Consider the following 23,425-nt stretch of genomic DNA (forward strand, 5'->3'; position numbering starts at 1 on the left):
GACTCAACCCTCCAGAAACGTGAAGTCATCGGTCAACACCAGACGCAGCCGTTCGCGAATCGTCGCGATCTGCTCTGGATTATAGGGTAAAGCCTGCTGCTTGCCCCAGACCGGGGCTGGCCAGGCAGCGTCCTCACGCTTGCGCACAATCACATGCATGTGCAGCTGACTGACTACATTACCCAAGGCCGCGACGTTCAACTTATCCGCATCGAACGAGTCCTTGAGCATTTCCGCCAGCGCGGTTGTTTCTTGCCACAGCTGCTGTTGATCTGCGACATCTAACTGAAATATCTCACTGATATCCTCGCGGCGTGGCACGAGGATGAACCATGGGTAGTTCGAATCATTGGACAATAGCAACCGGCAGAGCGGGAAATCGCCAATCGGCAACGTGTCTTGTTGAAGTCGTGGATCTAAAGCGAACACAGCGCGCACTCCCCTCTGGTGATCTTTTTTCAGCTTAGCGCCCATACCAAAAGACGGCGCGCCAAGCGACAGGACGGCAGCATACCTGCGAACGCCATGCGCTTCACGACGAACTGCCACCTGCAGCGTCCTCCGGACGCCCCGACATGAGCCATTTTGATCCGGCATGCACCATGACAGAACCAGCCCCCGCACAAAAAATGCCGAAATGACCGATAAACAACGGACTGCTCGATTCGATCACAAAGCGACACTGTGTGAATTCGGTACAGCAATTGAAATTTTTTGCACCAAAACCGCACAACGCGTCTACGCTCAGTGCGTCAGCATCCGCTAACTACTCACTGACGGGGTGAACCGGTAACGTTTTTGGTTGTCGCCCCCACTGGTTCGATGTGGTAAACACGATGCGAAGCATGGCGTCAAGCTCAAGAAAAACGAGCTTGAGCCCCCCGGTTTTATGGGGTTTTTACAGCAGCAGGCAGGCCTTTGGAAAAAAACAGCAACAGAATTTCGATTTGTGCACGCTTGTTGCATTCACACCTATATCGTCTATAAGGCGTCCGCTGGAAGTGGAAGCCTTAAGGCCAATAAAAACAGTGGCAGGATTGCCCGATGGAGATTCAAGTGCAGGACCAGGGACTCTTTTTTACCGATGCTCAAGCGATGGAAAACAGCGCTAAAGTTGTCAGTCCGATTGCGTCGGGATTGTGAATTTGCGACATCTACCCAGCCATTTGCGACAGGGTCATAAAGAAGCTGAAAGGTTAGATGCGCAAGTATCGCCAACATGGTCGGCGTGATATAAGTTTGCGCCGACACAAAAAGAAAGAGCCGCCCGGATAATAAAACAGGCGGGACGGCAGTACTCTTCTAAAAACCAAAGGAGCAAATCACGATGCGCGTGATGAAGTGGAGCATGATCGCACTGGCTGTTGCAGCTGGTACCTCTCAGTTCGCAGTGGCGTCTTCTCAAGATGACTCCAAGGGTTTCTTCGGCGACCAGAGCTTGAAACTCAAAACCCGTTTTGAGTACATGAACCGTGATTTCAAGAACGGTGCACGTAACAACGCAGACTCCGGCTATCGTCAGGAGTCCGGTATCAGCCAGTTGCTCACTTACGAGTCGGGCTTCACTCAAGGCACAGTAGGCTTCGGTCTCGATGCCATGGCAATGGGCGCGGTCAAACTTGATGGCGGTTCGGGCCACCGTGGTACCGGTCTGTTCGCAGTCGATAGCGATAACAACCCTGAAAAATCCCAGGGCAAGATTGGCGGTGCAGTAAAACTGCGTCTTTCCGACACCGTGCTGAAATACGGCCAGCAGTTTGTTGCCAGCCCAGTATTCGCTACTGACGACAGCCGTATGCTGCCAGAAGTTGCTACCGGTACCCTGATCACTTCCAAAGAGATCAAAGGCCTGGAACTGACCGCCGGTCGCTTCACCGCTCTGAGCAAACAAACCGGCATGGCTCGCGACAGCATCGGCGGCCTGCCAGATGAAGATGGTAATCACGGCAAAGGCCTGAGCAACGGCATCAACATCTTCGGTGCCAGCTACTCTTTCACTGATAACTTCACCGGTGCTGTGGCTGCGTCGGATGCTGAAGACTACTTCAAAAAATACTACGTCAACCTGAACTACACCCTGCCAATCAACGACGATCAGTCCCTGAACTTCGACTTCAACGGTTATAAAACCAAAGGCGATGACCGCGGCGATCAGGTTGACGCCATTGGCGACGGCACCCTCGGCGTAGACAACAATCTGTGGTCCCTGGCCGCTGCCTATAGCATCGGTGCCCACAAGTTCACCGTTGCTCACCAACGCTCCAGCGGCGACAACGCTTACTACTATGGCGTTGACGGCAACAGCACTATCTTTGTAGCCAACTCCATTCAGATCTCCGACTTCGTAGGTCGCGACGAGCGCTCCTGGCAGGCTCGCTACGACCTGAACATGAAGACCTACGGTGTACCGGGTCTGAGCTTCATGACCCGTTACGTAATGGGTGATCACATCACCACCAACGGTCTGGGCGAAGGCAAAGAAAACGAGTGGAACGTTGAGTCCAAGTACGTTATGCAGGAAGGTCCAGCCAAAGACCTGTCGTTCCGCGTACGTTTCGCCAACTATCGCTCGAACGGCGCTTACAGCGGCTATGCATCTGACAACTACGACACCCGTGTAATCATCGAGTACCCACTGAGCATTTTGTAATTCAGCGGGAGTACGATAGCTACACCAGCAACAAACAAAAACCGCTTACCTGATTCCAGGTGAGCGGTTTTTTTGTATCCACTACATACCAGCGCCAACACAACTTCTTAAATAGCAAGCTAACTAGTTTAAACCTGACCTCATCGCCAGGTTATATCCGAGACGTTATTGCGGCACAGTTTCCTGAACCATACGAATAACTCGCTGCGGAAACGGAATATCGATACCGGCTGTTTTCAAACGGTCACGCGATTGTTCGTTAAACATGAACATCACATTCCAATAGTCAGCGGTCTTCACCCACACCCGCAGGGAAACAGTAATCGAACTGTCGCCCAGCGTGGAAATCACGGCTTCCGGTGCCGGATCAGCCAATACACGCGGGTCCTTGGCCAATTCCAGCAATACTTCACGGGCCTTTTGCAAATCCGCCTCGTAAGCCACACCTACGTCAAATACCACCTTGCGGGTCGGCTGACGGTTGGTGTTGGTGATAATGCCGTTCGACAGATTGCCGTTAGGCACGATGATGGTTTTGTTATCGCCGGTACGCAGTACGGTGTGGAAGATCTGGATGCTGTCGACAGTACCGGCAACACCTTGAGCTTCGATCCAGTCACCAATACGGAACGGGCGGAACAACAGAATCAGCACGCCGCCAGCGAAGTTCGCCAGGCTACCCTGCAAGGCCAGACCGATCGCCAGGCCGGCTGCACCGATGGCTGCGACGAACGAAGTAGTTTCCACACCGATCATCGACGCTACGCTGACGATCAGCAGAACCTTGAGGATGATGTTCGCCAGGCTGCTGATGAAACCTTGCAGCGCCAGGTCGGCATTACGCAACGCCAGCAGGCCGCCAAGCTTTTGCGTGACTTTGTTGATCAGCCACCAGCCGATGGCCAGGGTAATCACCGCCAGCAGCACGCGGCTGCCGTATTCCATGATCATCGGAATCCAGGCTTGGGATGCCTTGACCAGGTTGTCCACTTCAGCATTCAAATCCATCTTTTTTCTCCTGATTTCCGGCTACCCGGCACGCAAAAAATGAGCGGCAGAAAGACCGAACCCGTGGGGGATTCAATCGTTTCTGCCGTTGCTTGGGCCTCGGACGTCGAAAACGCCAAGAGGTTCCCGCTTGAAAAGTCAGTCGCGGAAGTTGTTGAACTGCAGCGGCATGTCGAACGTCTTGGCGCGCAGGGCGGCAATCGCTTCCTGCAAATCGTCACGTTTCTTGCCGGTGATGCGCACTTGCTCGCCCTGAATGGCGGCCTGGACCTTGAGCTTGGCGTCTTTGACGTGAGCGACGATTTTCTTCGCCAGCTCTTTGTCGATGCCTTCCTTGAGGACCGCTTCCTGCTTCATCAACTTGCCCGATGCGTAGGCATCCTTGACTTCAAGGCACTGCACGTCGATCTTGCGCTTGACCAAGGCCAGCTTGAGGATCTCGATCATCGCTTCGAGCTGGAAATCGGCTTCCGCGGTCAGGTTGACGGTCAGGTCCTTTTCCTTGAACTCGAAGGTGCCTTTGCCTTTCAGGTCATAACGACGATCGAGTTCCTTGACGGCGTTCTCGACCGCGTTGGTGACTTCGTGTTTGTCCAGTTCGGATACCACGTCGAACGACGGCATGTAATCTCTCCAATAAAAAGGCACGCTCGATAACGATGGAGCGCGCTTGGCTTGCGGTTAAAATCGGGCTCATTATAACGGGTCTTTTCCAACCGATACTGCGAGCCTCACATGCCAGCGACAAACCGGGCAAAAAGCTGATGTCTACCCCTTGGCATATTCTCGGCGCCGGCAGCCTCGGCACCCTTTGGGCCACACGTCTGGCGCGCGCTGACGTGCCGGTCAGGCTGATCGTGCGGGACGCGACACGCTTACAGGCCTATCAGACGGCTGGCGGGTTGACGCTGGTCGAACATGGCGAAGCGCAGCTGTATCCGGTGCCCGGCGAAACGGCCGACAGCGGCGAGCCCATCAGCCGTCTGCTGGTGGCCTGCAAAGCCTACGATGCCGAGAAAGCCGTCGCCCAACTCGCCCACCGTCTGACACCCAACGCCGAACTGATCCTGTTGCAGAATGGCCTTGGCAGTCAGGACGCGGTTGCCGCGCTGGTGCCTCAGGCGCGCTGCATCTTCGCATCCAGCACCGAAGGCGCGTTTCGCGATGGCGACTGGCGGGTAGTGTTCGCCGGCCACGGCTACACCTGGCTGGGGGACGTCGGCCATCCAGTGGCACCGATCTGGCTGGAGGACTTGAGCGCCGCCGGTATTCCCCATGAATGGAGCACGGACATCCTCACAAGGCTGTGGCGAAAACTGGCGCTCAATTGTGCGATCAACCCGCTGACCGTGCTGCACGAATGCCGCAACGGCGGTTTGCAGCAACACCATTGCGAAGTCGCCACCCTGTGCGCCGAGCTCACCGAGCTGCTTGAGCACTGCGGCCAACCGGCAGCGGCGGAAAATCTCCGGGAGGAAGTCGAACGGGTGATCCAGGCCACCGCGGCCAATTTCTCCTCGATGTACCAGGACGTCGCGAATCAGCGCCGCACCGAAATCAGCTACCTGTTGGGCCATGCCTGCAAAGTCGCGTCGCGGCATCAGTTGAACTTGCCCCACCTCAATCAATTACAGCAGCGCTTGATCGCCCATCTGCGCAGCCTTGGATTGCCCAGCGACTGAGCAGCGGCTACGCTGGCCACTTGTTCCTTTTCAGCGATGAACCTGATGCCATTGCGCCAGCGCCTTGAAAACCTTCCAGTCGGCCAGAAACTGCTGGCCGCCCTGCTGGTGCTGTTGACCACCGTTTTACTGGTCGCCAACCTGACCTTTATCAGCGCCGCTTATTACATCTCCCAGGAAAGCATGGCCCCCCAGGCCTTGCAGACCATCGGCCGACTGGTGTCCAACCCGAGCCTGATCTCCGAAGCCCTGAAGTCGCCGCAAACCGCCGAGCGCCTGCTCAACGAACTCAGCAGCTATACGCCGCTGCGTGCAGCAGCGCTCTATGACGGTAAAGGCGTGCGTCTGGCGCAATTGCAACACGGCGACAAGCTGAACCTGCCGGAGCACTACCGGCACCTCGAAGCGTGGCAAGCCACGGAGTTTCGCAGCAATCAAGTGATTACCCTGCCCCGTCCCGGCGTTGCGCCGGGGCACTTGCTGCTGGTGGCCAGCAGCGAGTTGCCGATGGCGTTCTACACCGGGACCCTGACCGCCAGCCTGGGGATTCTGATCTTCAGCGTGCTGTTATGGCTGGTGATTGCCCGGCAGATCAAACGCCTGATTACCCGGCCGATCCATCAGCTCGAAGAGTTGTCCCGGCAAGTCACCCGGGAAGAGAACTATGCCTTGCGCGCCTCTCGCGGCAACCACGACGAAATCGGTAGCCTCGCCGAAGCGTTCAACACCATGCTCTCGCGCATCGAGGCTCGGGAGCAACAACTCAAGCGCGCCCGCGACGATTCCCAAGCCGCTTACGATCAGGCCCAGGGGCTGGCCGAAGAGACCCGTCACACCAACCGCAAGCTGGAACTGGAAGTTCAGGTGCGCAGCAAGATCGAGAAAAAACTCACCGGTTTCCAGAACTACCTCAACAGCATCATCGACTCCATGCCGTCGGCACTGATCGCCCTCGACGAGCAGCTCTACGTGACTCAGTGGAATCAGGAAGCCAGCGCCCTGTCCGGTACGCGTCTCGACGAAGCCTTGAACCAGCCGATCTTCCTCGCCTTCGAACCGCTCAAACCGTTCCTGCCGCAACTCAGGCAAACCGTCGAGCAGCACACAGTGGCGAAGATCGAACGTGTTACCTGGCTCAAGGACGAAGAGCCCCGGCATTACGCCCTGACGTTCTACCCGTTGATGGGGGGGGCCGGGCGCGGCGTGGTAATCCGGATCGATGACATCACTCAGCGTCTGTCCCTGGAAGAAATGATGGTGCAGTCGGAAAAAATGCTCTCGGTCGGCGGCCTCGCCGCCGGCATGGCTCACGAGATCAATAATCCACTGGGCGCAATCCTGCACAACGTGCAGAACATACGTCGGCGCCTGTCACCCGATCTGCCGAAAAACCTCGAGCAAGCCGAGCAACTGGGCATTGAGCTGGAAACGGTCAACCAGTACTTGAAAGCTCGCGAAGTGCCGCAGTTACTCGATGGCATTCAACAGGCTGGCGCCCGGGCGGCAAAAATCGTGACCCACATGCTCAGCTTCAGCCGCCGCAGTACCCGGCAGATGGCTCCCTGCGATTTGCCGGCGCTGATCGATCAAGCGGTGGAAATCGCCGGCAACGACTTCGACCTGGCCATCGGTTTCGACTTCAAGGGTCAGGCGATCATTCGGCAGTTCGATCCAGCACTGGGCCCGGTGCCCGGCACCGCCAACGAACTGGAACAAGTGCTGCTCAACCTGCTGAAAAACGCCGCGCAAGCCATTCACCAGCGTACCGACGATCGCGAACCGGGGCGGATCATTCTGCGTACAAAACTGAATCCGCCGTGGGCGGAAATTCAGGTCGAGGACAACGGCATCGGCATGAGCGAGAACGTGCGCAAACGCACGTTCGAGCCGTTCTTCACCACCAAGGAAATCGGTCAGGGCACCGGCCTTGGCCTCTCGGTCTCGTATTTCATCATCACCAACAACCACAAAGGCCAGATGGAAGTGCAATCGACGCCGGGCCAAGGTACCTGTTTCACCTTGCGCCTGCCGTTGTCGGGCACTCCGGTGGTTTCTCAAGAACTCAATCAGCTGTCGAGGTAACCATGGGCTTTCGCTTGTCGAAGATTTACACCCGCACTGGCGACAAAGGCGAAACCGGGCTCGGCGATGGCCGCCGGGTGCCCAAGGACCATCCGCGCATCGAGGCCATTGGCGAGGTCGATACGCTGAACAGCCAGGTGGGTGTGCTGTTGGCCGGGTTGGCGGCGCAAAGTGATACGTATCCGGGGTTGAACGAAGTAATCGAGGTGTTGGCGCCCTGCCAACATCGGTTGTTCGACCTGGGTGGCGAACTGGCGATGCCGGTTTATCAGGCACTGAACACGGCAGAAGTCGAGCGACTGGAAGCGGCGATCGATGTGTGGAATGAAGAGTTGGGACCACTGGAGAATTTCATTCTGCCTGGCGGTTCGGCGCTGATTGCCCAGGCTCATGTATGCCGCTGCCTGGCACGTAGCGCCGAGCGGCGCTGTCAGCAGTTGAATGCGATCGAGCCGTTGGCCGGGGTTGGCTTGGCGTATATCAATCGGTTGTCGGATTTGTTGTTTGTGGCGGCACGGTTGATTGCCAAGCGTCAGGGGATTACCGAGATTTTGTGGCAAGCGGCAGCGAAACCCGGGGTTTAATCAGGAAGATGTTTTTCGTCTGATCAGCAGCCTTCGCGAGCAAGCCCGCTCCCACATTCGATCGCATTTCTTCAGGAAGAACTCGGTCAACTGTGGGAGCGGGCTTGCTCGCGAAGGGGCCAGTGGCTACACAGAAGAATCAGGCCAAAACGCCCGAATCCCCGCCACACCCTGCGCGCCCGCCTCCCAGGCTTTCTGCCGCTCTGCCGGGCCCACCCCACCGAGCAAAAACACCGGTTTGCTGAAGCCCTCGATCAAAGTCGAAGCCTGCTCCCAACCCAATGGCAACGCATCCGGATGAGTCTGTGTCGGCTGTACCGGCGACAGGGTCACGAAGTCCACGCCCATCTGCTCGGCCAACGCCAGTTCCTCAGCATTGTGGCAGGACGCTGCCAACCAGCGCGACGCCGGTAGCGGTCGCCCCGCTGCCGCGTACTTGCGCAACTGCGCCGACGTGATGTGCCAACCGGCAGACGGGAAATCCCCCAGCCATTCAAACGGCCCTTTGATCATCAACTGCGCCTTGCCGGCACACAGCCCCGCCGCGTCCACCGCCAGATCACGGTATTGCGGGTCGTAGCCGTTGGGTGCGCGCAATTGAATCAGCTTGATGCCACCAGCGATGGCTTTCTGGATACCGCGCAGCAAGGCCGGGGTTTCCAGGCCGTCCGGGGTGATCAGGTAGTCGCCGGGCAAGCGAGCAGCGGCGACGATCGGCTGGTTGGCGGCCGGAAATTCGTAATCCACCAGCTCCCGTGCGGTCACCCAAGCCAAAGGCTGACCTTCGGCGCCATGGGGTTCGCCGGTAAACGCCGAGACTTCCCAGACATCCAGCAACACCTGCTTGTCCGGGTAATCGTGGCGGACCTTGATCATCGGCCGCGCGGTGTTGACCACAATGCCCAACTCTTCGTGAAGCTCGCGGGCCAGGGCCGTTTCGACGGACTCGTCATCCTCGACCTTGCCCCCGGGGAACTCCCACAAACCGCCCTGATGCTGGGTGTCGGCACGGCGGGCAATGAGGATCTTGCCGCTGCTATCGCGGATAACCGCGGCTGCTACATGGACTCGTTTCACCGCTCTATTTCCTCCAGACCCGCCTTCCGCCAAGCCTTGAAGGCTGGCCATTGGTAGATGGTTTCGACATAGGCCGCATCGGCCTCGGGTAGCTTCAGCTGATAGGTGCGCAGGCGTACGGCGATCGGTGCAAAAAACGCATCGGCCAGGGTCGCGCCGCCAAACAGGAACGGGCCGGTTTCAGTCGCGACGGCACGACATTCAGCCCACAATGCCAGCATGCGCTCGATTTCAGCCTGAACCTCAGGCGGGGTCGGCGACAGTGGCGCATCGTGGCTCAGGTCGAACGGCATATTGCTGCGCATGGCGAAAAAACCGCTGTGCATCTGTGCGCACGCCGAACGCGCCTGGGCACGGGCGGCAGTGTCTTTAGGCCACAGGCCGGCATCGGGAAATTGTTCGGCCAGGTATTCGGCAATCGCCAGAGAATCGGCGACGGTGCCGTGTTCGGTTTTCAGCAGCGGGACTTTCCCGGTCGGCGAATGCTTGAGCACGCGCTCGCGAGTGTCCGGCTGGTTCAGCTTGATCAGTTCTTCGGTGTAGGACACGCCGGTCAGGTCGAGGGCCAGTGCGGCGCGCAGGGACCAGGAGGAATACAGTTTGTCGCCGATGATCAGGTGGAGGCTCATGTTCGGGACCTTTTGATAGGGGGATGGACCAGAATCTTTGGTGTCTGGTCGGCCGCCTTCGCGAGCAAGCCCGCTCCCACAGTTGACCGAGTTCTTCCGGAAGAAATGCAATCGAATGTGGGAGCGGGCTTGCTCGCGAAGGACGCGACTCGGTCCGGACCTTATTTACGTACGGTACTCAGCGTTGATCTTCACGTATTCGTGGGACAGGTCAGTGGTCCAGATGGTTTCGCTGCAATCGCCGCGACCCAGCTCGATGCGGATGGTGATTTCTTCCTGCTGCATCACCGCCGCGCCCTGGGCTTCGGTGTAGGTGGCAGAGCGAGCGCCACGGCTGGCGATGCACACGTCGCCGAGGAACACGTCGATCTTGCTCACGTCCAGGTTCGGTACGCCGGCACGGCCCACGGCGGCCAGAATGCGACCCCAGTTCGGGTCGGAGGCGAACAACGCGGTCTTGATCAGCGGCGAGTGGGCCACGGTGTAACCGACGTCCAGGCACTCCTGGTGATTGCCGCCGCCGTTGACTTCCACGGTGACAAACTTGGTCGCGCCTTCGCCGTCGCGCACGATGGCCTGGGCCACGTCCATGCAGACTTCGAACACCGCTTGTTTCAGCAAAGCGAACAGCGGACCGCTCGCTTCAGTGATTTCCGGCAGTGCAGCCTGACCGGTGGCGATCAGCATGCAGCAGTCGTTGGTCGAGGTGTCGCCGTCGATGGTGATGCGGTTGAACGACTTGTTGGCGCCGTCCAGCAGCAGGTTTTGCAGCACGTCGCGGGAGACTTTGGCGTCGGTGGCGATGTAGCCAAGCATGGTCGCCATGTTCGGGCGGATCATGCCCGCGCCTTTGCTGATGCCGGTGACGGTGATGGTCACGCCGTCATGCTGGAACTGGCGGCTGGCGCCCTTTGGCAGGGTGTCAGTGGTCATGATGCCGGTAGCGGCGGCTTCCCAGTTGTTGACCGACAGGTCGTCGAGGGCGGCTTGCAGCGCGCCTTCGATTTTTTCGACCGGCAGCGGCTCGCCGATCACACCGGTGGAGTACGGCAGCACCAGGCTTGCATCGACACCGGTCAGCTCAGCCAGTTTGGCGCAAGTGCGCTCGGCGGCAGCAAGGCCTGGCTCGCCGGTGCCGGCGTTGGCATTGCCGGTGTTGGTCAGCAGGTAACGTACCGGGCCTTGCACACGTTGTTTGGCCAGGATTACGGGAGCGGCGCAAAAGGCGTTCAGGGTGAACACGCCCGCCACTGTGGAACCTTCGGCACAGCGCATGACCACGACATCCTTGCGCCCCGGGCGCTTGATACCGGCCGAGGCGATACCGAGTTCAAAACCGGCAACCGGGTGCAACGTTGGCAAAGGACCAAGACCAACAGCCATGAATGCGCTCCTTAAAAAGTAGTGTCTGCACCGTCATTACCCCGTTCTTTTAACGTGGCGCGGTGGTTTAAATGGCAAAACGCCGCGACGGCATAAGCCGGTCGCGGCGCGGGTATTTCAGCGTATGAAACGGGTTTACTGGATCTGCCCGTGGCAATGCTTGTACTTCTTGCCCGAACCGCAGTAGCACAGCTCGTTACGGCCCAGCTTCTGCTCGTTGCGTACCGGTGCGGTGGCGAGGGCTACATCGACCTCTTCACCCAACACTTCCGGTTGCTCCAGGCCAGGTGCTTCGTCGTGCTGGAACTGCATGCGCGCAGCCAGTGCCTCGGCTTCCTGGCGCAGGCGAGCTTCTTCTTCGATCGGGTCTTCGCGGCGAACCTGAACGTGCGACAACACACGGATCGAGTCGCGTTTGATCGAATCCAGCAACTCGGAGAACAAGGTGAAGGACTCGCGCTTGTATTCCTGCTTCGGGTTCTTCTGCGCATAACCACGCAAGTGGATGCCGTGACGCAGGTGGTCCATGGTCGACAGGTGGTCTTTCCACAGATCGTCCAGTACGCGCAGAACGATTTGCTTCTCGAAGGTGCGCAGTGCTTCGGCACCGGCCTGGTCTTCTTTCTCGTTGTACGCGGCGATCAGCTCGTTCATCAGCTTCTCGCGCAGGGTCTCCTCGTAGAGGTGATCGTCTTCGTCCAGCCATTGCTGGATCGGCAACGCCACGCCGAAGTCGCTCTGCAGCGCTGCTTCCAGACCGGCCACGTCCCACTGCTCTGGCAGCGATTGCGGTGGAATGTGTGCGCTGACGGTTGCGTTGAGCACGTCCTGACGGAAATCGGCGATGGTTTCGCCAATGTTGTCAGCGGCCAACAAACTGTTACGCATGTGATAGATCACTTTACGTTGTTCGTTGTTGACGTCGTCGAACTCGAGCAGTTGTTTACGGATATCGAAGTTACGGCCTTCAACCTTGCGCTGAGCCTTCTCGATGGCGTTGGTCACCATGCGGTGCTCGATCGCTTCACCGGACTGCATGCCCAGCGCCTTCATGAAGTTCTTCACCCGGTCAGAGGCGAAGATGCGCATCAGGCTGTCTTCCAGCGACAGGTAGAAACGGCTGGAACCGGCGTCGCCCTGACGACCGGCACGACCGCGCAACTGGTTGTCGATACGGCGCGATTCGTGACGCTCGGAAGCGATCACCTGCAAACCGCCCGACTCCAGCACTTGCTGGTGGCGTTTCTGCCAGTCGGCCTTGATCTGGGCAATCTGCTCAGGGGTCGGGTCTTCCAGCGAAGCCACTTCCACTTCCCAGTTACCGCCCAACAGGATGTCGGTACCACGACCGGCCATGTTGGTGGCGATGGTCAGTGCGCCCGGACGACCGGCCTGAGCAATGATTTCGGCTTCTTTTTCGTGGAACTTGGCGTTCAGAACCTTGTGTTCGATGCCTTCCTTCACGAGCAGGCTGGACATATGCTCGGACGTTTCGATGGTGGCGGTACCCACCAACACCGGACGGCCCTGAGTCATGCACTCCTTGATGTCGTTGATGATCGCCGCGTATTTCTCTTCGGCGGTCAGGAACACCAGGTCGTTGTAGTCTTTACGTGCCAACGGTTTGTTTGGCGGAATCACCATGACCTGCAGGCCATAGATCTGGTGGAATTCAAACGCTTCGGTGTCTGCGGTACCGGTCATGCCGGATAGCTTGTTGTACAGACGGAAGTAGTTCTGGAACGTGGTCGACGCCAGGGTCTGGCTCTCGGCCTGAATGTTCAGGTTTTCCTTGGCTTCGATGGCCTGGTGCAAACCTTCGGACAAACGGCGACCCGGCATGGTACGGCCGGTGTGTTCGTCGACCAGCACGACCTGGCCGTCTTGCACGATGTATTCGACGTTGCGGTTAAACAGCTTGTGCGCGCGCAGGCCGGCATAAACGTGGGTCAGCAGACCGAGGTTATGCGCCGAATACAGGCTCTCGCCTTCAGCCAGCAGGCCGACACGGGTCAGCATGTCTTCGATGAACTGGTGACCGGCTTCGTTGAGTTCGACCTGACGGGTCTTCTCGTCCACGGTGTAGTGGCCAGCCTTGGTGACTTCGCCTTCGACTTCTTCGACGTGCAATTCCAGCTGCGGGATCAGTTTGTTGATCTCGATGTACAGCTTGGAGCTGTCCTCGGCCTGACCGGAGATGATCAGCGGGGTACGGGCTTCGTCGATGAGGATGGAGTCGACTTCGTCGATCACGGCAAAATTGAGTTCGCGCTGGAATTTTTCTTCCATGCTGAACGCCATGTTGTCGCGCAGGTAGTCGAAACCGAATTCGTTGTTGGTGCCGTAGGTGATGTCGGCGGCGTAAGCGGCGCGCTTCTCTTCCGGCGGCTGGAATGGGGTGACCACGCCGACCGTCATGCCGAGGAATTCGTAGAGCGGACGCATCCAGTTGGCGTCACGGCGGGCCAGGTAGTCGTTCACCGTCACAACGTGCACGCCCTTGCCGGACAGCGCGTTGAGGTAAACGCCCAGTGTTGCCACCAGGGTCTTGCCTTCACCGGTACGCATTTCCGCGATCATGCCTTCATGCAAGGTCATGCCGCCGATCAGCTGGACATCGAAGTGGCGCATACCCATGACGCGCTTACCGGCTTCGCGGGCGACCGCAAAGGCTTCGGGCAGCAGTTTGTCGAGGGTTTCCCCTTTGGCGAGGCGGGCCTTGAACTCGTCGGTCTTGGCACGCAATTGATCGTCCGAAAGGGCCACCATTTGCTCTTCGAAGGCATTGACGAGCTGCACCGTCTTGAGCATGCGTTTGACTTCACGCTCGTTCTTGCTTCCAAAAAGTTTCTTTAACAAAGGCGCAAACATATCGGCAGGATCTTCCACACTAAAGGGATGGAGGGCGGCCCCGAGAGTCGCCCGTGCAGCCCTCATGGCCGCATGCGAACGAGTATTCTACCCGGAAACGATGGTGAGGAAAGTGGCGTTATTCCACGATGCATGCACTGCGCTGTGACGGGGCTCACTTAAAATAAGGGCTTTTTGCTGAACTTCAACCCATCGAGGGCACAAGTTACTCGTTGATTTAATGGGTAAAGCGCTCGCAAAGCAATGGGTCGGGGGCAACGGGTGCTTTCTGTTACCATGGCCACTCTGTTACTTCAGGTGTTCGATCATGGCATTTCGCCCTCTCACGGCCAGAGCACCCGCCGTTCTGCTTCGCGAAGCCAAACCGCTGAAAGCCATCTTTGGCCACGCTCAACGCCTGGGTCATTTACAACGTCTGGTGGAAAGCCAGCTGCAGCCGGCTGCCCGCGAGCATTGCCATGTGGCGTCGTGGCGTGAAGGCAGTTTATTGCTGATTGTCACCGACGGTCACTGGGCCACCCGCCTGCGCTATCAACAAAAGCGTCTGCAACGGCAGTTACAGTTGTTCGACGAGTTCGCCAGCCTGACGCGAATTCTGTTCAAGGTTCAGCCGCCTACCGTTCAGCAAGGGGCGGCGGGGCATACGATAAATTTGTCGACCGATGCTGCGGCGACCATTCAGGCGACGGCTGACGGGATTACCGACCCGAATCTGCGGGCGGCCCTCGAACGCCTGGCGGCGCACGCCAAACCCAAAACCTGACATAAAACCAATGTGGGAGCGGGCTTGCTCGCGAAGGGGCCATCACATTCAACATCAATATTGACTGTCAGACCGCTTTCGCGAGCAAGCCCGCTCCCACATTTTTACTGTGCCTGCTCGCTATCGGCGTTTGCTGCCGCCAAGCAAAGACCCCATCAACCCGCGTACCAATTGTCGGCCCAATTGATTCGCCGCCTGTCGCATGGCTGATTTCAATGCCTGTCCCGCCGCCGTACCGAGGAATTCCCCGGCCTGTTCGGTGAAACTCGGCTCTTCAGGTGCAGGTTTGCCCGGCGCGGCTTCAGGATCCGGCGCCAGCCCTTTACGCCCCATCAGCACTTCATAAGCCGATTCACGATCGACCGGTTTGTCGTAACGCCCCTTGAACGGCGAACCGGCGATCAGCACGGTGCGTTCGGTCTCGGTCAGCGGCCCGATCCGCGATTGCGGCGGTGCAACCAATACACGCTGGACCATCCCCGGCGTACCCTTGTCTTGCAGGGTGCCGACCAGCGCCTCGCCGATCCCCAACTCCGTCAACACCGACAAGGCTTCAAATGCCGGGTTCGGCCGGAAACCGTCGGCCACCGCGCGCAGGGATTTCTGTTCTTTGGCGGTAAACGCACGCAACCCATGCTGAATACGCAGGCCCAGTTGCGCCAGCACATCATCCGGCAAGTCGCCCGGCGATTGGGTGACGAAATACACCCCCACGCCTTTCGAGCGAATCAGTCGCACCACTTGTTCCAGACGCTCCTGCAACGCCTTGGGCGTACCGGCGAACAACAAGTGCGCTTCGTCGAAAAACAGCGCCAGCAGCGGTTTCTCGGCATCGCCGCGCTCCGGCAGTTGCTCGAACAGTTCGGCCAGCAGCCAGAGCAGGAACGTCGCATAGACCTTCGGCGCTTCATGCACCAGTCGACTGGCATCTAGCAAGTGAATGCGCCCGCGCCCATCCACGGCCGGTTGCAACATATCTTCCAGTTGCAGCGCCGGTTCGCCGAACAACGCTTCAGCGCCCTGCTGTTCCAGCGTCGCCAAACGGCGCAACAGCGCCTGGCTGGAACCGGTGGTCATCAACGCGGCGTCATCCCCCAGCAATTCGGGGTTGTCGCGCAGGTGATTGAGCAGCGCCTTCAAATCCTTCAAATCCAGCAGCAACAACCCTTCGCGGTCGGCCACCTTGAACGCGGCATACAACGCCGACTGCTGACTGTCGGTCAGTTCCAGCAGGCTGCCGAGCAGCAACGGGCCCATTTCGCTCAAGGTTGTGCGCAATGGATGACCGGACTGACCGTTAATGTCCCACAAGGTCACCGGATACGCCTGAGGCTTATGGTTCAGCCAGGGCATCCCGGCGATCCGCTCCGCGACCTTGCCCTGAGGGTTGCCGGCGGCGCCCAGGCCGCACAGGTCGCCTTTGATGTCTGCCGCAAACACCGCCACGCCGGCATCGCTGAAGGCTTCGGCCAGGCGCTGCAAGGTGACGGTTTTACCGGTCCCGGTAGCGCCCGCCACCAGGCCGTGACGGTTGGCCAGGCGCATGGCCTGGGCGATGGACTGGCCCGCGAGGTCGGCGCCGATAACGAGTTGCGATGAGTCAGGCATTTTGTCACCCATGGTTAATCTTTGATCCTTCATGGCCGATAACAAGCGTGAGACCAGACTGAAAAATAGCGTCGGTAATTCCCTAAGGAGAGGTGGAAATATCAGCTTACTTTCAACACTGCCCATTTTGCGCGCCTTTATAAAAGCACGCCCTGGACATTAAGACTTTAGCGGACCCCAAGCCATGAATAAAAATCTGCGCTTCAGCCATAAAATACTGCTTGCCGCCGCCCTCATCGTCATTGCTGCCTTCGCCTCGTTCACACTGTACAACGACTATTTGCAGCGCAATGCGATACGCAACGATCTAGACAACTATCTGCAAGAAATGGGCAGCGTGACGGCCAACAATATCCAGACCTGGCTGGCCGGACGCAGCCTGCTGATAGAAAACCTGTCACAAAACGTCGCCCTGAACGCTGACACCGGCAATGTCTCCAAACTACTTGAGCAGAAGGCCGTGACCTCGACTTTCATGGGCGCCTATCTGGGCAACAAGGATGGCACCTTCATCATCCGCCCTGACAGCAAGATGCCCGACGGCTATGACCCTCGCGTCCGGCCTTGGTACAAGAGCGCCCAAAGCACCGGCGGCTCGGCACTGACCGAACCGTACATCGATCTCGCGTCCGGCCAGCTGGTCATTTCCATCGTCAACAGTGTGCTCAAGGACGGTCAAAGCATCGGCGTGGTCGGTGGCGACCTGAGCTTGCAGGTGATCGCCGACAGCCTCAACGCGCTGGACTTCGACGGCATGGGTTATGCCTTTCTGATCAGCGCCGATGGCAAGATCCTGGTTCACCCGGATAAATCCCTGGCGATGAAGTCCCTGAGCGAGGCGTATCCGAAAAACACCCCGCGCATCAGCAGCGAACTCAGTGAAATCGACGTCGACGGCAAGACCCGCATCGTCACGTTCACCCCGATCAAAGGCCTGCCGTCGGTGAACTGGTACATCGGCCTGTCGGTGGATAAAGACAAAGCTTTCTCGATGCTCAGCGAATTCCGCGCCTCGGCGGTCGTCGCCACCCTGATTGCCGTGGCAATCATCATCGCCCTGCTCGGCATGTTGATCCGCATCCTGATCCAGCCGCTGCACGTCATGACCCGCGCCATGGAAGACATCGCAGACGGTGAAGGCGACCTGACCAAACGCCTGACCATTCAGAATCAGGACGAATTCGGCATCCTTGGCACGGCGTTCAACCGCTTCGTGGAGCGGATTCATACGTCGATCCGCGAAGTGTCCTCGGCCACCGGGCAAGTCAACGAAGTGGCCTTGCGTGTAGTGGCGGCTTCGAACTCGTCGATGTTCAATTCCGACCAGCAAGCCTCGCGCACCAGCAGCGTCGCCGCGGCGATCAACCAACTCGGCGCCGCCGCCCAGGAAATCGCCCGAAACGCCGCGCAAGCGTCGAATCAGGCCAGCGACGCGCGCAGCCTGGCCGAAGATGGCCAGCAAGTAGTGGATCGCAGCATTGCCGCGATGAACCAGCTGTCGAGCATGCTCAGCGCCTCGAGTACCAACATCGAATCGCTGAACAGCAAAACCGTGAACATCGGGCAGATTCTCGAAGTGATCACCAGCATCTCCCAGCAAACCAACCTGCTGGCGCTGAACGCCGCCATTGAAGCGGCGCGGGCCGGTGAAGCCGGGCGCGGTTTTGCCGTGGTGGCCGACGAGGTGCGCAACCTGGCGCACCGCACACAAGAGTCCGCGCAACAGGTGCAAACCATGATCGAAGAACTGCAAGTCGGCGCCCGCGAATCGGTCAGCACCATGAGCGAAAGCCAGCGCCACAGCCAGGACAGCGTGGAAATCGCCAACCTGGCAGGCGAACGCCTGAACAGCGTGACACTGCGCATCGGCGAAATCGACGGCATGAACCAGTCGGTGGCCACAGCGACCGAGGAACAGACGGCAGTGGTTGAGTCGATCAACGTCGACATTACCGAGATCAACACGCTCAACCAGGAAGGCGTGGAAAACCTGCAATCGACGTTGCGTGCGTGCTCGGACCTTGAGCAGCAGGCTTCGCGATTGAAGCAATTGGTAGGCAGTTTCCGCATCTAGAACGTTTGACAGGCCCCAATCGCGAGCAGGCTCGCTCCCACATTTGATCTCCGTTGCTCACAAATAATGTGTTTACAACAGATCCAGTGTGGGAGCGAGCCTGCTCGCGATAGCGGTCTGTAAAGCCCCGCAAAACCCCGCTGACACCCCGCGCCGCAAAACCCCGACCGAACATCTATCCTTCATATAGGTCAACCAAGGGAGAACAAACGGACCGGAGGAATGTTCATCGTGCATATCGCTGACATAACCATGTTCTACGCCCCTGCCAGCGGTGGCGTGCGCACTTATCTGGATGCCAAACACCGTCGCCTGGGCAGCAAGCCAGGCATTCGTCACAGTTTGCTGATCCCTGGGGCTCATTTGAGTGAACAGGATGGCGTTTACACGGTTCCGGCCCCTGCCCTGCCCTTTGGCAAGGGATATCGCTTTCCCCTCCGTCTCGCGCCTTGGCGCAATGTCCTGCAGGATTTGCAGCCCGATCTGATTGAAGTCGGCGATCCTTACCTGACTGCCTGGGCTGCTTTGGACGCCAAGCGGCAACTCGATGTGCCAGTGATCGGTTTTTATCACTCAGACCTGCCGCTGCTGGTCAGCAATCGCATGGGCAACTGGGTTACACCCAATGTCGAAGCTTATGTCAGCAAGCTCTATGGCAACTTCGACCGGGTTTTGGCACCGAGTCAAATCATGGCCAATAAACTGATCGGGTTGGGCGTGAAAAACGTTTTCGTACAACCGCTGGGCGTCGACCTGCAAACGTTCAACCCCAATGCACGGGATTCCGGTTTACGGGCCGAATTGGGCATCGATGAAAACACCCACCTGTTGATCTTCGCCGGCCGTGGATCCAAGGAAAAGAACCTGCCGGTGCTGCTCAAATGCATGAAACGCCTGGGCCGTCGCTATCACTTGTTACTGGTGGGCTCGTCAATGCCGACCCTGGTACCGCGCAATGTCACCGTCCTTAATGAGTTCTACCCGGCGGCGCAAGTTGCGCGCTTGATGGCCAGTGCCGACGCGCTGGTGCATGCCGGTGATCAGGAAACCTTTGGCCTGGTGGTCCTCGAAGCCATGGCCAGTGGCATTCCAGTGGTGGCCGTGGCCGCCGGGGCTTTTCAGGAAATTGTCACCGATCAATGCGGCCTGCTCTGCGCGCCGAACAATCCCGTGGCGATGGCCAATGCCGTACGCGAACTCTTCAGCCAGGGCAGCGCCGTACTGGGCAAACAAGCCCGCAGCCATGTCGAACGGCATTACGCCTGGGATACTGTGGTCGACAGCCTGTTGGGGCACTATCACGCCGTACTCGGCACTCAATGGCCCCGGATCGCCAATGGTTGAGCCCATGAACGCGCCCAGCCTGTTACTGGTATTGCACGACGTTGCGCCGCAAACCTGGCCCGATTACCAAGCCTTCGTCGAAGCCGTCGACGCGCTGGGTGAGGTGCCGATCACCTGGCTGGTGGTGCCGGATTTCCACAAACATAACGACCTGGCCGCGTATCCGGCGTTTCGACGTTTGCTGACCCGCCGCGTCGCTCGCGGCGACGAACTGGCACTGCACGGTTACTTCCATTGCGATGAAGGACCTATCCCCCTCACTCCCCGAGACTGGTTCATGCGTCGAATCTACACCCATGAAGGCGAGTTCTACGACCTGTCACACGAAGCCGCCCTCACCCGCCTGCGTGCCGGAATCGAGGTATTCCACCGTTACAACTGGCCATTGGAAGGTTTCGTCGCTCCAGCCTGGTTAATGAGCGAAGGCACCCGTCAAGCCTTGCGCCAGGTACCGCTGCGCTACACCAGCGACTCGCAGCATCTGTATCGATTGCCGGACTTCACCGCGATCGATGCCCCATGCCTGGTCTGGAGCGCGCGCAGCGCCTGGCGTCGGGGCCTGTCGAAAATTGTCAGCGATCAGCGCGAACAACGTTGGCGCCAGGCGCCGGTGATTCGTCTCGGCCTGCACCCGGTAGACATGCGCCATGAGTTCTCGCGTCAGTACTGGCTGCAAACCCTCAAGCGCTTGCTCGACGAGGGACGTGTTCCGATGACCAAGGCCAACTGGCTGGCACAGCAACGCGACGTCGTCGGTCGCGCCGCATGAGCCGCGGGATTCTGCTGGTCGTCGCCCTGCTCGCTGCGGTGCTCATCCCGTCGTTGCTGGGTGGCGGAGAGACATGGTCGCGATTGCAAAGCTTTCCGCTGAAATGGCTGCTGATCATGTTCGGCATGATCCTGCTCTGCTGGATGCTCAACACCCTACGCTTGCGCCTGCTGCTGGGGGATCAGTGCGGCAAGGTCAGTCGCTTCAAAAGCCTTGGGGTGGTGATGTCCGCCGAGTTCGCCTACTGCGCCACCCCCGGCGGCAGTGGCGGACCGCTGACCATCATGGCCCTGCTGGCACGCCATGGCGTACGACCGGCCAGGGGCAGCGCTGTGTTCGCCATGGACCAGTTGAGCGATCTGCTGTTTTTTCTCTGCGCGCTAAGCGGGATTCTGATTTATGCACTGTTCCAGCACCTCAGTCAGCGCATGGAATGGCTGTTGACCGTCAGCGCCGTCTCAATGTTCGGTGGGCTGTTCAGTTGCGTGTTGGCGGCTCGCTACCACCGTTCGCTGATTCGCCTGAGTGGTCGGTTGCTCGCTCGTCTCAATGTCAAAGGCACCACCCGGATGCGCTGGGCGCGAAAGCTCCTGCACTTCCTGGCGGCCTTTACTGACACATTGAAGTTGCCTTTTCAGACGTTAATCACGGTGTTTGCACTGACCTGCCTGCATTGGCTCTTGCGCTATAGCGTGTTGTATCTGGCGTTACGTGGGCTGGGTGTGGATTTGCAGTGGGCCTGGTGTTTTCTGATCCAGATGCTGTCGCTGAGTGCAGGGCAGTTCAGCCTGTTGCCGGGCGGTGCCGGGGCGGCGGAACTGACATCGGCGGCGCTGCTGGCGCCCATGGTCGGGAAATCCACCGCGGCGGCGGCGATTCTGATCTGGCGGACAGTGACCTATTACTTCTATCTGGTGGTCGGTGGGCCGGTGTTTTTGCTGATGCTTGGGCGGCCATTGCTCAGGAAGTTGATGAAGCTCAAGCAGGCTTAATAGATCGCCACAGGGTGATCTTTTTCAGGAGTCCCCGGATTCATCCTCTGAATCATTCTGCAACTGCTCCCACAACTCGGCGGCACCGGGAAATTCCGTGCCGTCTTCGGGGCTCAGGTCATCCGGGTCATAGCGACTCAAACAGCCCTCACCCTGCGTGGCGGGTGCCTTGGAAGTAGCTTTGTCCAATGGATCGGCCATGGTTATGTTCTCAGTGCAAAAACGGCGAAGGGCCTGCAGCGATTGAACGCCCAGGCCCTTCGAATTCAACTGTATGGCTATCAGAACACGACGGTTTTGTTGCCATGCACCAGCACCCGGTCTTCCAGGTGATAACGCAGACCACGGGCCAGCACCATTTTCTCGACGTCACGGCCGAAGCGCACCATGTCTTCAATGCTGTCGCTGTGACTCACACGCACTACGTCTTGCTCGATGATCGGACCGGCATCCAGCTCTTCGGTGACATAGTGGCAAGTAGCGCCGATCAACTTCACACCGCGCATCGAAGCTTGGTGATACGGCTTGGCGCCAACAAACGACGGCAAGAAGCTGTGATGAATATTGATGACTTTATGGGCATATTCGCTGCACAACTCAGGCGGCAGAATCTGCATATAACGGGCAAGTACCACCACTTCGGCCTCGTGCTGTTTGACCAGACGCGAGACTTCGGCGAAGGCCGGCTCCTTATTCTGTGGGTTGACCGGGACATGGTAGTAAGGAATACCGTGCCACTCGACCATGCTGCGCAAATCATCATGGTTGGAGATCACGCAGGCGATTTCACAGTCCAGTTCGTCACTGTGCCAGCGGTGCAGCAAGTCGGCCAGGCAGTGGGATTCGCGGCTGGCCATCAACACCACGCGTTTCTTCTGCTCGGTGTCGGTGATGCGCCAGTCCATCGAGAACTCTTCGGCAATCGGTGCAAACGCTTCGCGAAAGGCTTCGATACCGAAAGGCAGCGAATCGGCACGAATTTCGTGACGCATGAAGAACCAGCCACTGAGATTATCCGAGTGATGGCTCGCTTCAGTGATCCAGCCGTTATGTGACGCCAGAAAGTTACTGACTTTAGCAACGATGCCGACGCGGTCCGGGCAAGCAATCACCAGCCGAAAAGTGCGCATGAGGGGGAAACTCCAGAACTTCGCAAAGGCCGCTATTCTAGCGATTGCGCAGCAAAACTGCAGTATTGATGACGCATGGCTTTGCCCGCAGGTCCGATACAGGTTCTGCAAGCACCAGGCTGGCCCACGCGATGGTGTTCTTGCGGGCAATCTTCAAGAGGTCAACTGTGAATATTTGTGACGCTATTTAACTGCCCCTCCAATGCGTGTCCTATTCCGCAACTAATTTAAATAAAACTCCGGTTAAATGTTTACTTGATGAAACACCCTGACTATTATTGTCGCACTGTCACCCTGCCATCCAGCGCCTAACATAAGGTAGTCCCCATGTCCTTGATCAACGAATATCGCGCCACCGAAGAAGCTATCAAAGAGCTGCAAGCCCGTTTGAAGAATCTGTCCCAAGACGACAAACTGCAAACCGAGCTGGAATTCGAAGGCAAACTGCGCACCCTGATGGGCGAATACTCCAAATCCCTGCGTGACATCATCGCGCTGTTGGATCCAGAGTCCAAAACCAAGGCTCCACGTGGCGGCGCAGTAAAAACTACCGGCACCAAGCGTGCTCGCAAAGTTAAACAATACAAAAACCCGCACAACGGCGAAGTCATCGAAACCAAAGGTGGCAACCACAAGACTCTGAAAGAGTGGAAAGCCAAGTGGGGCGGTGACGTGGTTGAAAGCTGGGCTACCCTGCTGGGCTAAGCCGCAAGCGTGTCGCAGACTGATCCGCGACCAAAAGAACGCCAGCAAATGCTGGCGTTTTTTATGCCTGGAAT

Annotated in this window: 20 protein-coding genes and 1 pseudogene; 11 read left to right on the forward strand and 10 right to left on the reverse strand. The window is 58.4% G+C overall.

Annotated elements, in window-relative coordinates:
• Positions 1–3 precede the first annotated feature (3 nt).
• Entirely contained in the window at positions 4–429 is a 426-nt protein-coding gene (locus KVG95_RS01575) for an HIT family protein (RefSeq protein WP_217854471.1), read from the reverse strand.
• An 898-nt stretch (positions 430–1,327) separates the two neighbouring features.
• Here KVG95_RS01575 and KVG95_RS01580 point away from each other — a divergent pair.
• The gene (locus KVG95_RS01580; protein WP_217854266.1) at positions 1,328–2,650 is read left to right on the forward strand and encodes an OprD family porin; all 1,323 of its coding nucleotides are present in this window, start codon (positions 1,328–1,330) and stop codon (positions 2,648–2,650) included.
• 165 nt (positions 2,651–2,815) lie between these two features.
• Here KVG95_RS01580 and KVG95_RS01585 read toward each other — a convergent pair whose 3' ends face one another.
• Complete coding sequence (locus tag KVG95_RS01585) at positions 2,816–3,658, reverse strand: mechanosensitive ion channel family protein (RefSeq protein WP_052964289.1); 843 nt, start codon at positions 3,656–3,658, stop codon at positions 2,816–2,818.
• 138 nt (positions 3,659–3,796) lie between these two features.
• Positions 3,797–4,282 carry a YajQ family cyclic di-GMP-binding protein gene (locus tag KVG95_RS01590; protein WP_007906601.1) on the reverse strand — a complete coding sequence of 162 codons (486 nt, stop codon included), beginning with the start codon at positions 4,280–4,282 and terminating at the stop codon, positions 3,797–3,799.
• 140 nt (positions 4,283–4,422) lie between these two features.
• On the opposite strand from KVG95_RS01590, the gene KVG95_RS01595 reads away from it, so the two are divergent.
• Genes KVG95_RS01595 through KVG95_RS01605 form a run of 3 tightly spaced genes read left to right on the forward strand, consistent with a single transcriptional unit; the run spans position 4,423 to position 8,006 of the window.
• On the forward strand, positions 4,423–5,340 hold the full coding sequence (locus KVG95_RS01595; protein WP_217854267.1) for a putative 2-dehydropantoate 2-reductase: 918 nt from the start codon (positions 4,423–4,425) through the stop codon (positions 5,338–5,340).
• Between the two features lie 45 nt (positions 5,341–5,385).
• Positions 5,386–7,422, forward strand: coding sequence for a sensor histidine kinase (locus KVG95_RS01600; RefSeq protein ID WP_217854268.1), 2,037 nt, complete (start codon positions 5,386–5,388; stop codon positions 7,420–7,422).
• Positions 7,423–7,424: 2 nt separating this feature from the next.
• Entirely contained in the window at positions 7,425–8,006 is a 582-nt protein-coding gene (locus tag KVG95_RS01605; RefSeq protein ID WP_217854269.1) for a cob(I)yrinic acid a,c-diamide adenosyltransferase, read from the forward strand.
• Positions 8,007–8,132: 126 nt separating this feature from the next.
• Here KVG95_RS01605 and KVG95_RS01610 read toward each other — a convergent pair whose 3' ends face one another.
• The 4 genes from KVG95_RS01610 to secA form a co-directional block, all read right to left on the reverse strand.
• Entirely contained in the window at positions 8,133–9,083 is a 951-nt protein-coding gene (locus KVG95_RS01610; protein WP_217854270.1) for a Nudix family hydrolase, read from the reverse strand.
• Positions 9,080–9,712 (reverse strand): glutathione S-transferase family protein, encoded by a 633-nt coding sequence (locus KVG95_RS01615; protein WP_217854271.1) that lies wholly within the window; start codon positions 9,710–9,712, stop codon positions 9,080–9,082. The genes KVG95_RS01610 and KVG95_RS01615 overlap by 4 nt, the downstream gene beginning before the upstream one ends.
• Positions 9,713–9,877: 165 nt before the next feature.
• Complete coding sequence (gene argJ / locus KVG95_RS01620) at positions 9,878–11,095, reverse strand: bifunctional glutamate N-acetyltransferase/amino-acid acetyltransferase ArgJ (RefSeq protein ID WP_008015216.1); 1,218 nt, start codon at positions 11,093–11,095, stop codon at positions 9,878–9,880.
• Positions 11,096–11,230: 135 nt separating this feature from the next.
• Positions 11,231–13,966 carry a preprotein translocase subunit SecA gene (gene secA / locus KVG95_RS01625; RefSeq protein ID WP_052964293.1) on the reverse strand — a complete coding sequence of 912 codons (2,736 nt, stop codon included), beginning with the start codon at positions 13,964–13,966 and terminating at the stop codon, positions 11,231–11,233.
• 307 nt (positions 13,967–14,273) lie between these two features.
• On the opposite strand from secA, the gene KVG95_RS01630 reads away from it, so the two are divergent.
• Positions 14,274–14,729, forward strand: coding sequence for a DUF721 domain-containing protein (locus KVG95_RS01630; protein ID WP_007906612.1), 456 nt, complete (start codon positions 14,274–14,276; stop codon positions 14,727–14,729).
• A gap of 120 nt (positions 14,730–14,849) precedes the next feature.
• Here KVG95_RS01630 and KVG95_RS01635 read toward each other — a convergent pair whose 3' ends face one another.
• Positions 14,850–16,337: a helicase HerA-like domain-containing protein gene (locus KVG95_RS01635; RefSeq protein WP_217854272.1), complete on the reverse strand. Its 1,488-nt coding sequence runs from the start codon at positions 16,335–16,337 to the stop codon at positions 14,850–14,852.
• Between the two features lie 184 nt (positions 16,338–16,521).
• On the opposite strand from KVG95_RS01635, the pseudogene KVG95_RS30290 reads away from it, so the two are divergent.
• From KVG95_RS30290 to gpgF, 5 genes and pseudogenes are all read left to right on the forward strand, one after another.
• Positions 16,522–17,553 (forward strand): annotated as a pseudogene (locus tag KVG95_RS30290) (HAMP domain-containing protein); the annotation flags it as partial.
• A 93-nt stretch (positions 17,554–17,646) separates the two neighbouring features.
• The gene (locus KVG95_RS30295) at positions 17,647–18,411 is read left to right on the forward strand and encodes a methyl-accepting chemotaxis protein (protein WP_437180779.1); all 765 of its coding nucleotides are present in this window, start codon (positions 17,647–17,649) and stop codon (positions 18,409–18,411) included.
• A 222-nt stretch (positions 18,412–18,633) separates the two neighbouring features.
• Complete coding sequence (gene gpgS / locus KVG95_RS01645) at positions 18,634–19,755, forward strand: N-acetylglucosaminyl phosphatidylglycerol synthase (RefSeq protein ID WP_217854274.1); 1,122 nt, start codon at positions 18,634–18,636, stop codon at positions 19,753–19,755.
• Positions 19,748–20,524 (forward strand): N-acetylglucosaminyl phosphatidylglycerol deacetylase, encoded by a 777-nt coding sequence (gpgD, locus tag KVG95_RS01650; RefSeq protein ID WP_217854275.1) that lies wholly within the window; start codon positions 19,748–19,750, stop codon positions 20,522–20,524. The genes gpgS and gpgD overlap by 8 nt, the downstream gene beginning before the upstream one ends.
• Complete coding sequence (gpgF, locus tag KVG95_RS01655) at positions 20,521–21,516, forward strand: glucosaminyl phosphatidylglycerol flippase (RefSeq protein ID WP_217854276.1); 996 nt, start codon at positions 20,521–20,523, stop codon at positions 21,514–21,516. Before gpgD ends, gpgF begins: the two co-directional genes overlap by 4 nt.
• 24 nt (positions 21,517–21,540) lie before the next feature.
• Here gpgF and KVG95_RS01660 read toward each other — a convergent pair whose 3' ends face one another.
• Both KVG95_RS01660 and purU read right to left on the reverse strand, forming a co-directional pair.
• Positions 21,541–21,717: a hypothetical protein gene (locus tag KVG95_RS01660; RefSeq protein ID WP_217854277.1), complete on the reverse strand. Its 177-nt coding sequence runs from the start codon at positions 21,715–21,717 to the stop codon at positions 21,541–21,543.
• Between the two features lie 80 nt (positions 21,718–21,797).
• The gene (gene purU, locus KVG95_RS01665; RefSeq protein ID WP_007903852.1) at positions 21,798–22,646 is read right to left on the reverse strand and encodes a formyltetrahydrofolate deformylase; all 849 of its coding nucleotides are present in this window, start codon (positions 22,644–22,646) and stop codon (positions 21,798–21,800) included.
• A gap of 327 nt (positions 22,647–22,973) precedes the next feature.
• Between purU and mvaT the strand changes: the two genes are divergently transcribed.
• Positions 22,974–23,351 (forward strand): histone-like nucleoid-structuring protein MvaT, encoded by a 378-nt coding sequence (gene mvaT, locus KVG95_RS01670; RefSeq protein ID WP_007903853.1) that lies wholly within the window; start codon positions 22,974–22,976, stop codon positions 23,349–23,351.
• Positions 23,352–23,425: the final 74 nt, after the last annotated feature.

This window comes from Pseudomonas farris (genome assembly GCF_019145235.1).
Lineage (GTDB): Bacteria > Pseudomonadota > Gammaproteobacteria > Pseudomonadales > Pseudomonadaceae > Aquipseudomonas > Aquipseudomonas farris.

What these genes read in the sequence shown, in the direction of transcription:
- KVG95_RS01635 (WP_217854272.1), bottom strand. Translation starts at nt 16,337, where the DNA reads ATGCCTGACTCATCGCAACTCGTTATCGGCGCCGACCTCGCGGGCCAG.
- gpgF (WP_217854276.1), top strand. Translation starts at nt 20,521, where the DNA reads ATGAGCCGCGGGATTCTGCTGGTCGTCGCCCTGCTCGCTGCGGTGCTC.
- gpgS (WP_217854274.1), top strand. Translation starts at nt 18,634, where the DNA reads ATGTTCATCGTGCATATCGCTGACATAACCATGTTCTACGCCCCTGCC.
- KVG95_RS01605 (WP_217854269.1), top strand. Translation starts at nt 7,425, where the DNA reads ATGGGCTTTCGCTTGTCGAAGATTTACACCCGCACTGGCGACAAAGGC.
- KVG95_RS01590 (WP_007906601.1), bottom strand. Translation starts at nt 4,282, where the DNA reads ATGCCGTCGTTCGACGTGGTATCCGAACTGGACAAACACGAAGTCACC.
- KVG95_RS01660 (WP_217854277.1), bottom strand. Translation starts at nt 21,717, where the DNA reads ATGGCCGATCCATTGGACAAAGCTACTTCCAAGGCACCCGCCACGCAG.
- KVG95_RS01600 (WP_217854268.1), top strand. Translation starts at nt 5,386, where the DNA reads ATGCCATTGCGCCAGCGCCTTGAAAACCTTCCAGTCGGCCAGAAACTG.
- KVG95_RS01630 (WP_007906612.1), top strand. Translation starts at nt 14,274, where the DNA reads ATGGCATTTCGCCCTCTCACGGCCAGAGCACCCGCCGTTCTGCTTCGC.
- KVG95_RS01615 (WP_217854271.1), bottom strand. Translation starts at nt 9,712, where the DNA reads ATGAGCCTCCACCTGATCATCGGCGACAAACTGTATTCCTCCTGGTCC.
- mvaT (WP_007903853.1), top strand. Translation starts at nt 22,974, where the DNA reads ATGTCCTTGATCAACGAATATCGCGCCACCGAAGAAGCTATCAAAGAG.
- KVG95_RS01595 (WP_217854267.1), top strand. Translation starts at nt 4,423, where the DNA reads ATGTCTACCCCTTGGCATATTCTCGGCGCCGGCAGCCTCGGCACCCTT.
- KVG95_RS30295 (WP_437180779.1), top strand. Translation starts at nt 17,647, where the DNA reads ATGTTCAATTCCGACCAGCAAGCCTCGCGCACCAGCAGCGTCGCCGCG.
- KVG95_RS01580 (WP_217854266.1), top strand. Translation starts at nt 1,328, where the DNA reads ATGCGCGTGATGAAGTGGAGCATGATCGCACTGGCTGTTGCAGCTGGT.
- KVG95_RS01585 (WP_052964289.1), bottom strand. Translation starts at nt 3,658, where the DNA reads ATGGATTTGAATGCTGAAGTGGACAACCTGGTCAAGGCATCCCAAGCC.
- argJ (WP_008015216.1), bottom strand. Translation starts at nt 11,095, where the DNA reads ATGGCTGTTGGTCTTGGTCCTTTGCCAACGTTGCACCCGGTTGCCGGT.
- secA (WP_052964293.1), bottom strand. Translation starts at nt 13,966, where the DNA reads ATGTTTGCGCCTTTGTTAAAGAAACTTTTTGGAAGCAAGAACGAGCGT.
- purU (WP_007903852.1), bottom strand. Translation starts at nt 22,646, where the DNA reads ATGCGCACTTTTCGGCTGGTGATTGCTTGCCCGGACCGCGTCGGCATC.
- gpgD (WP_217854275.1), top strand. Translation starts at nt 19,748, where the DNA reads ATGGTTGAGCCCATGAACGCGCCCAGCCTGTTACTGGTATTGCACGAC.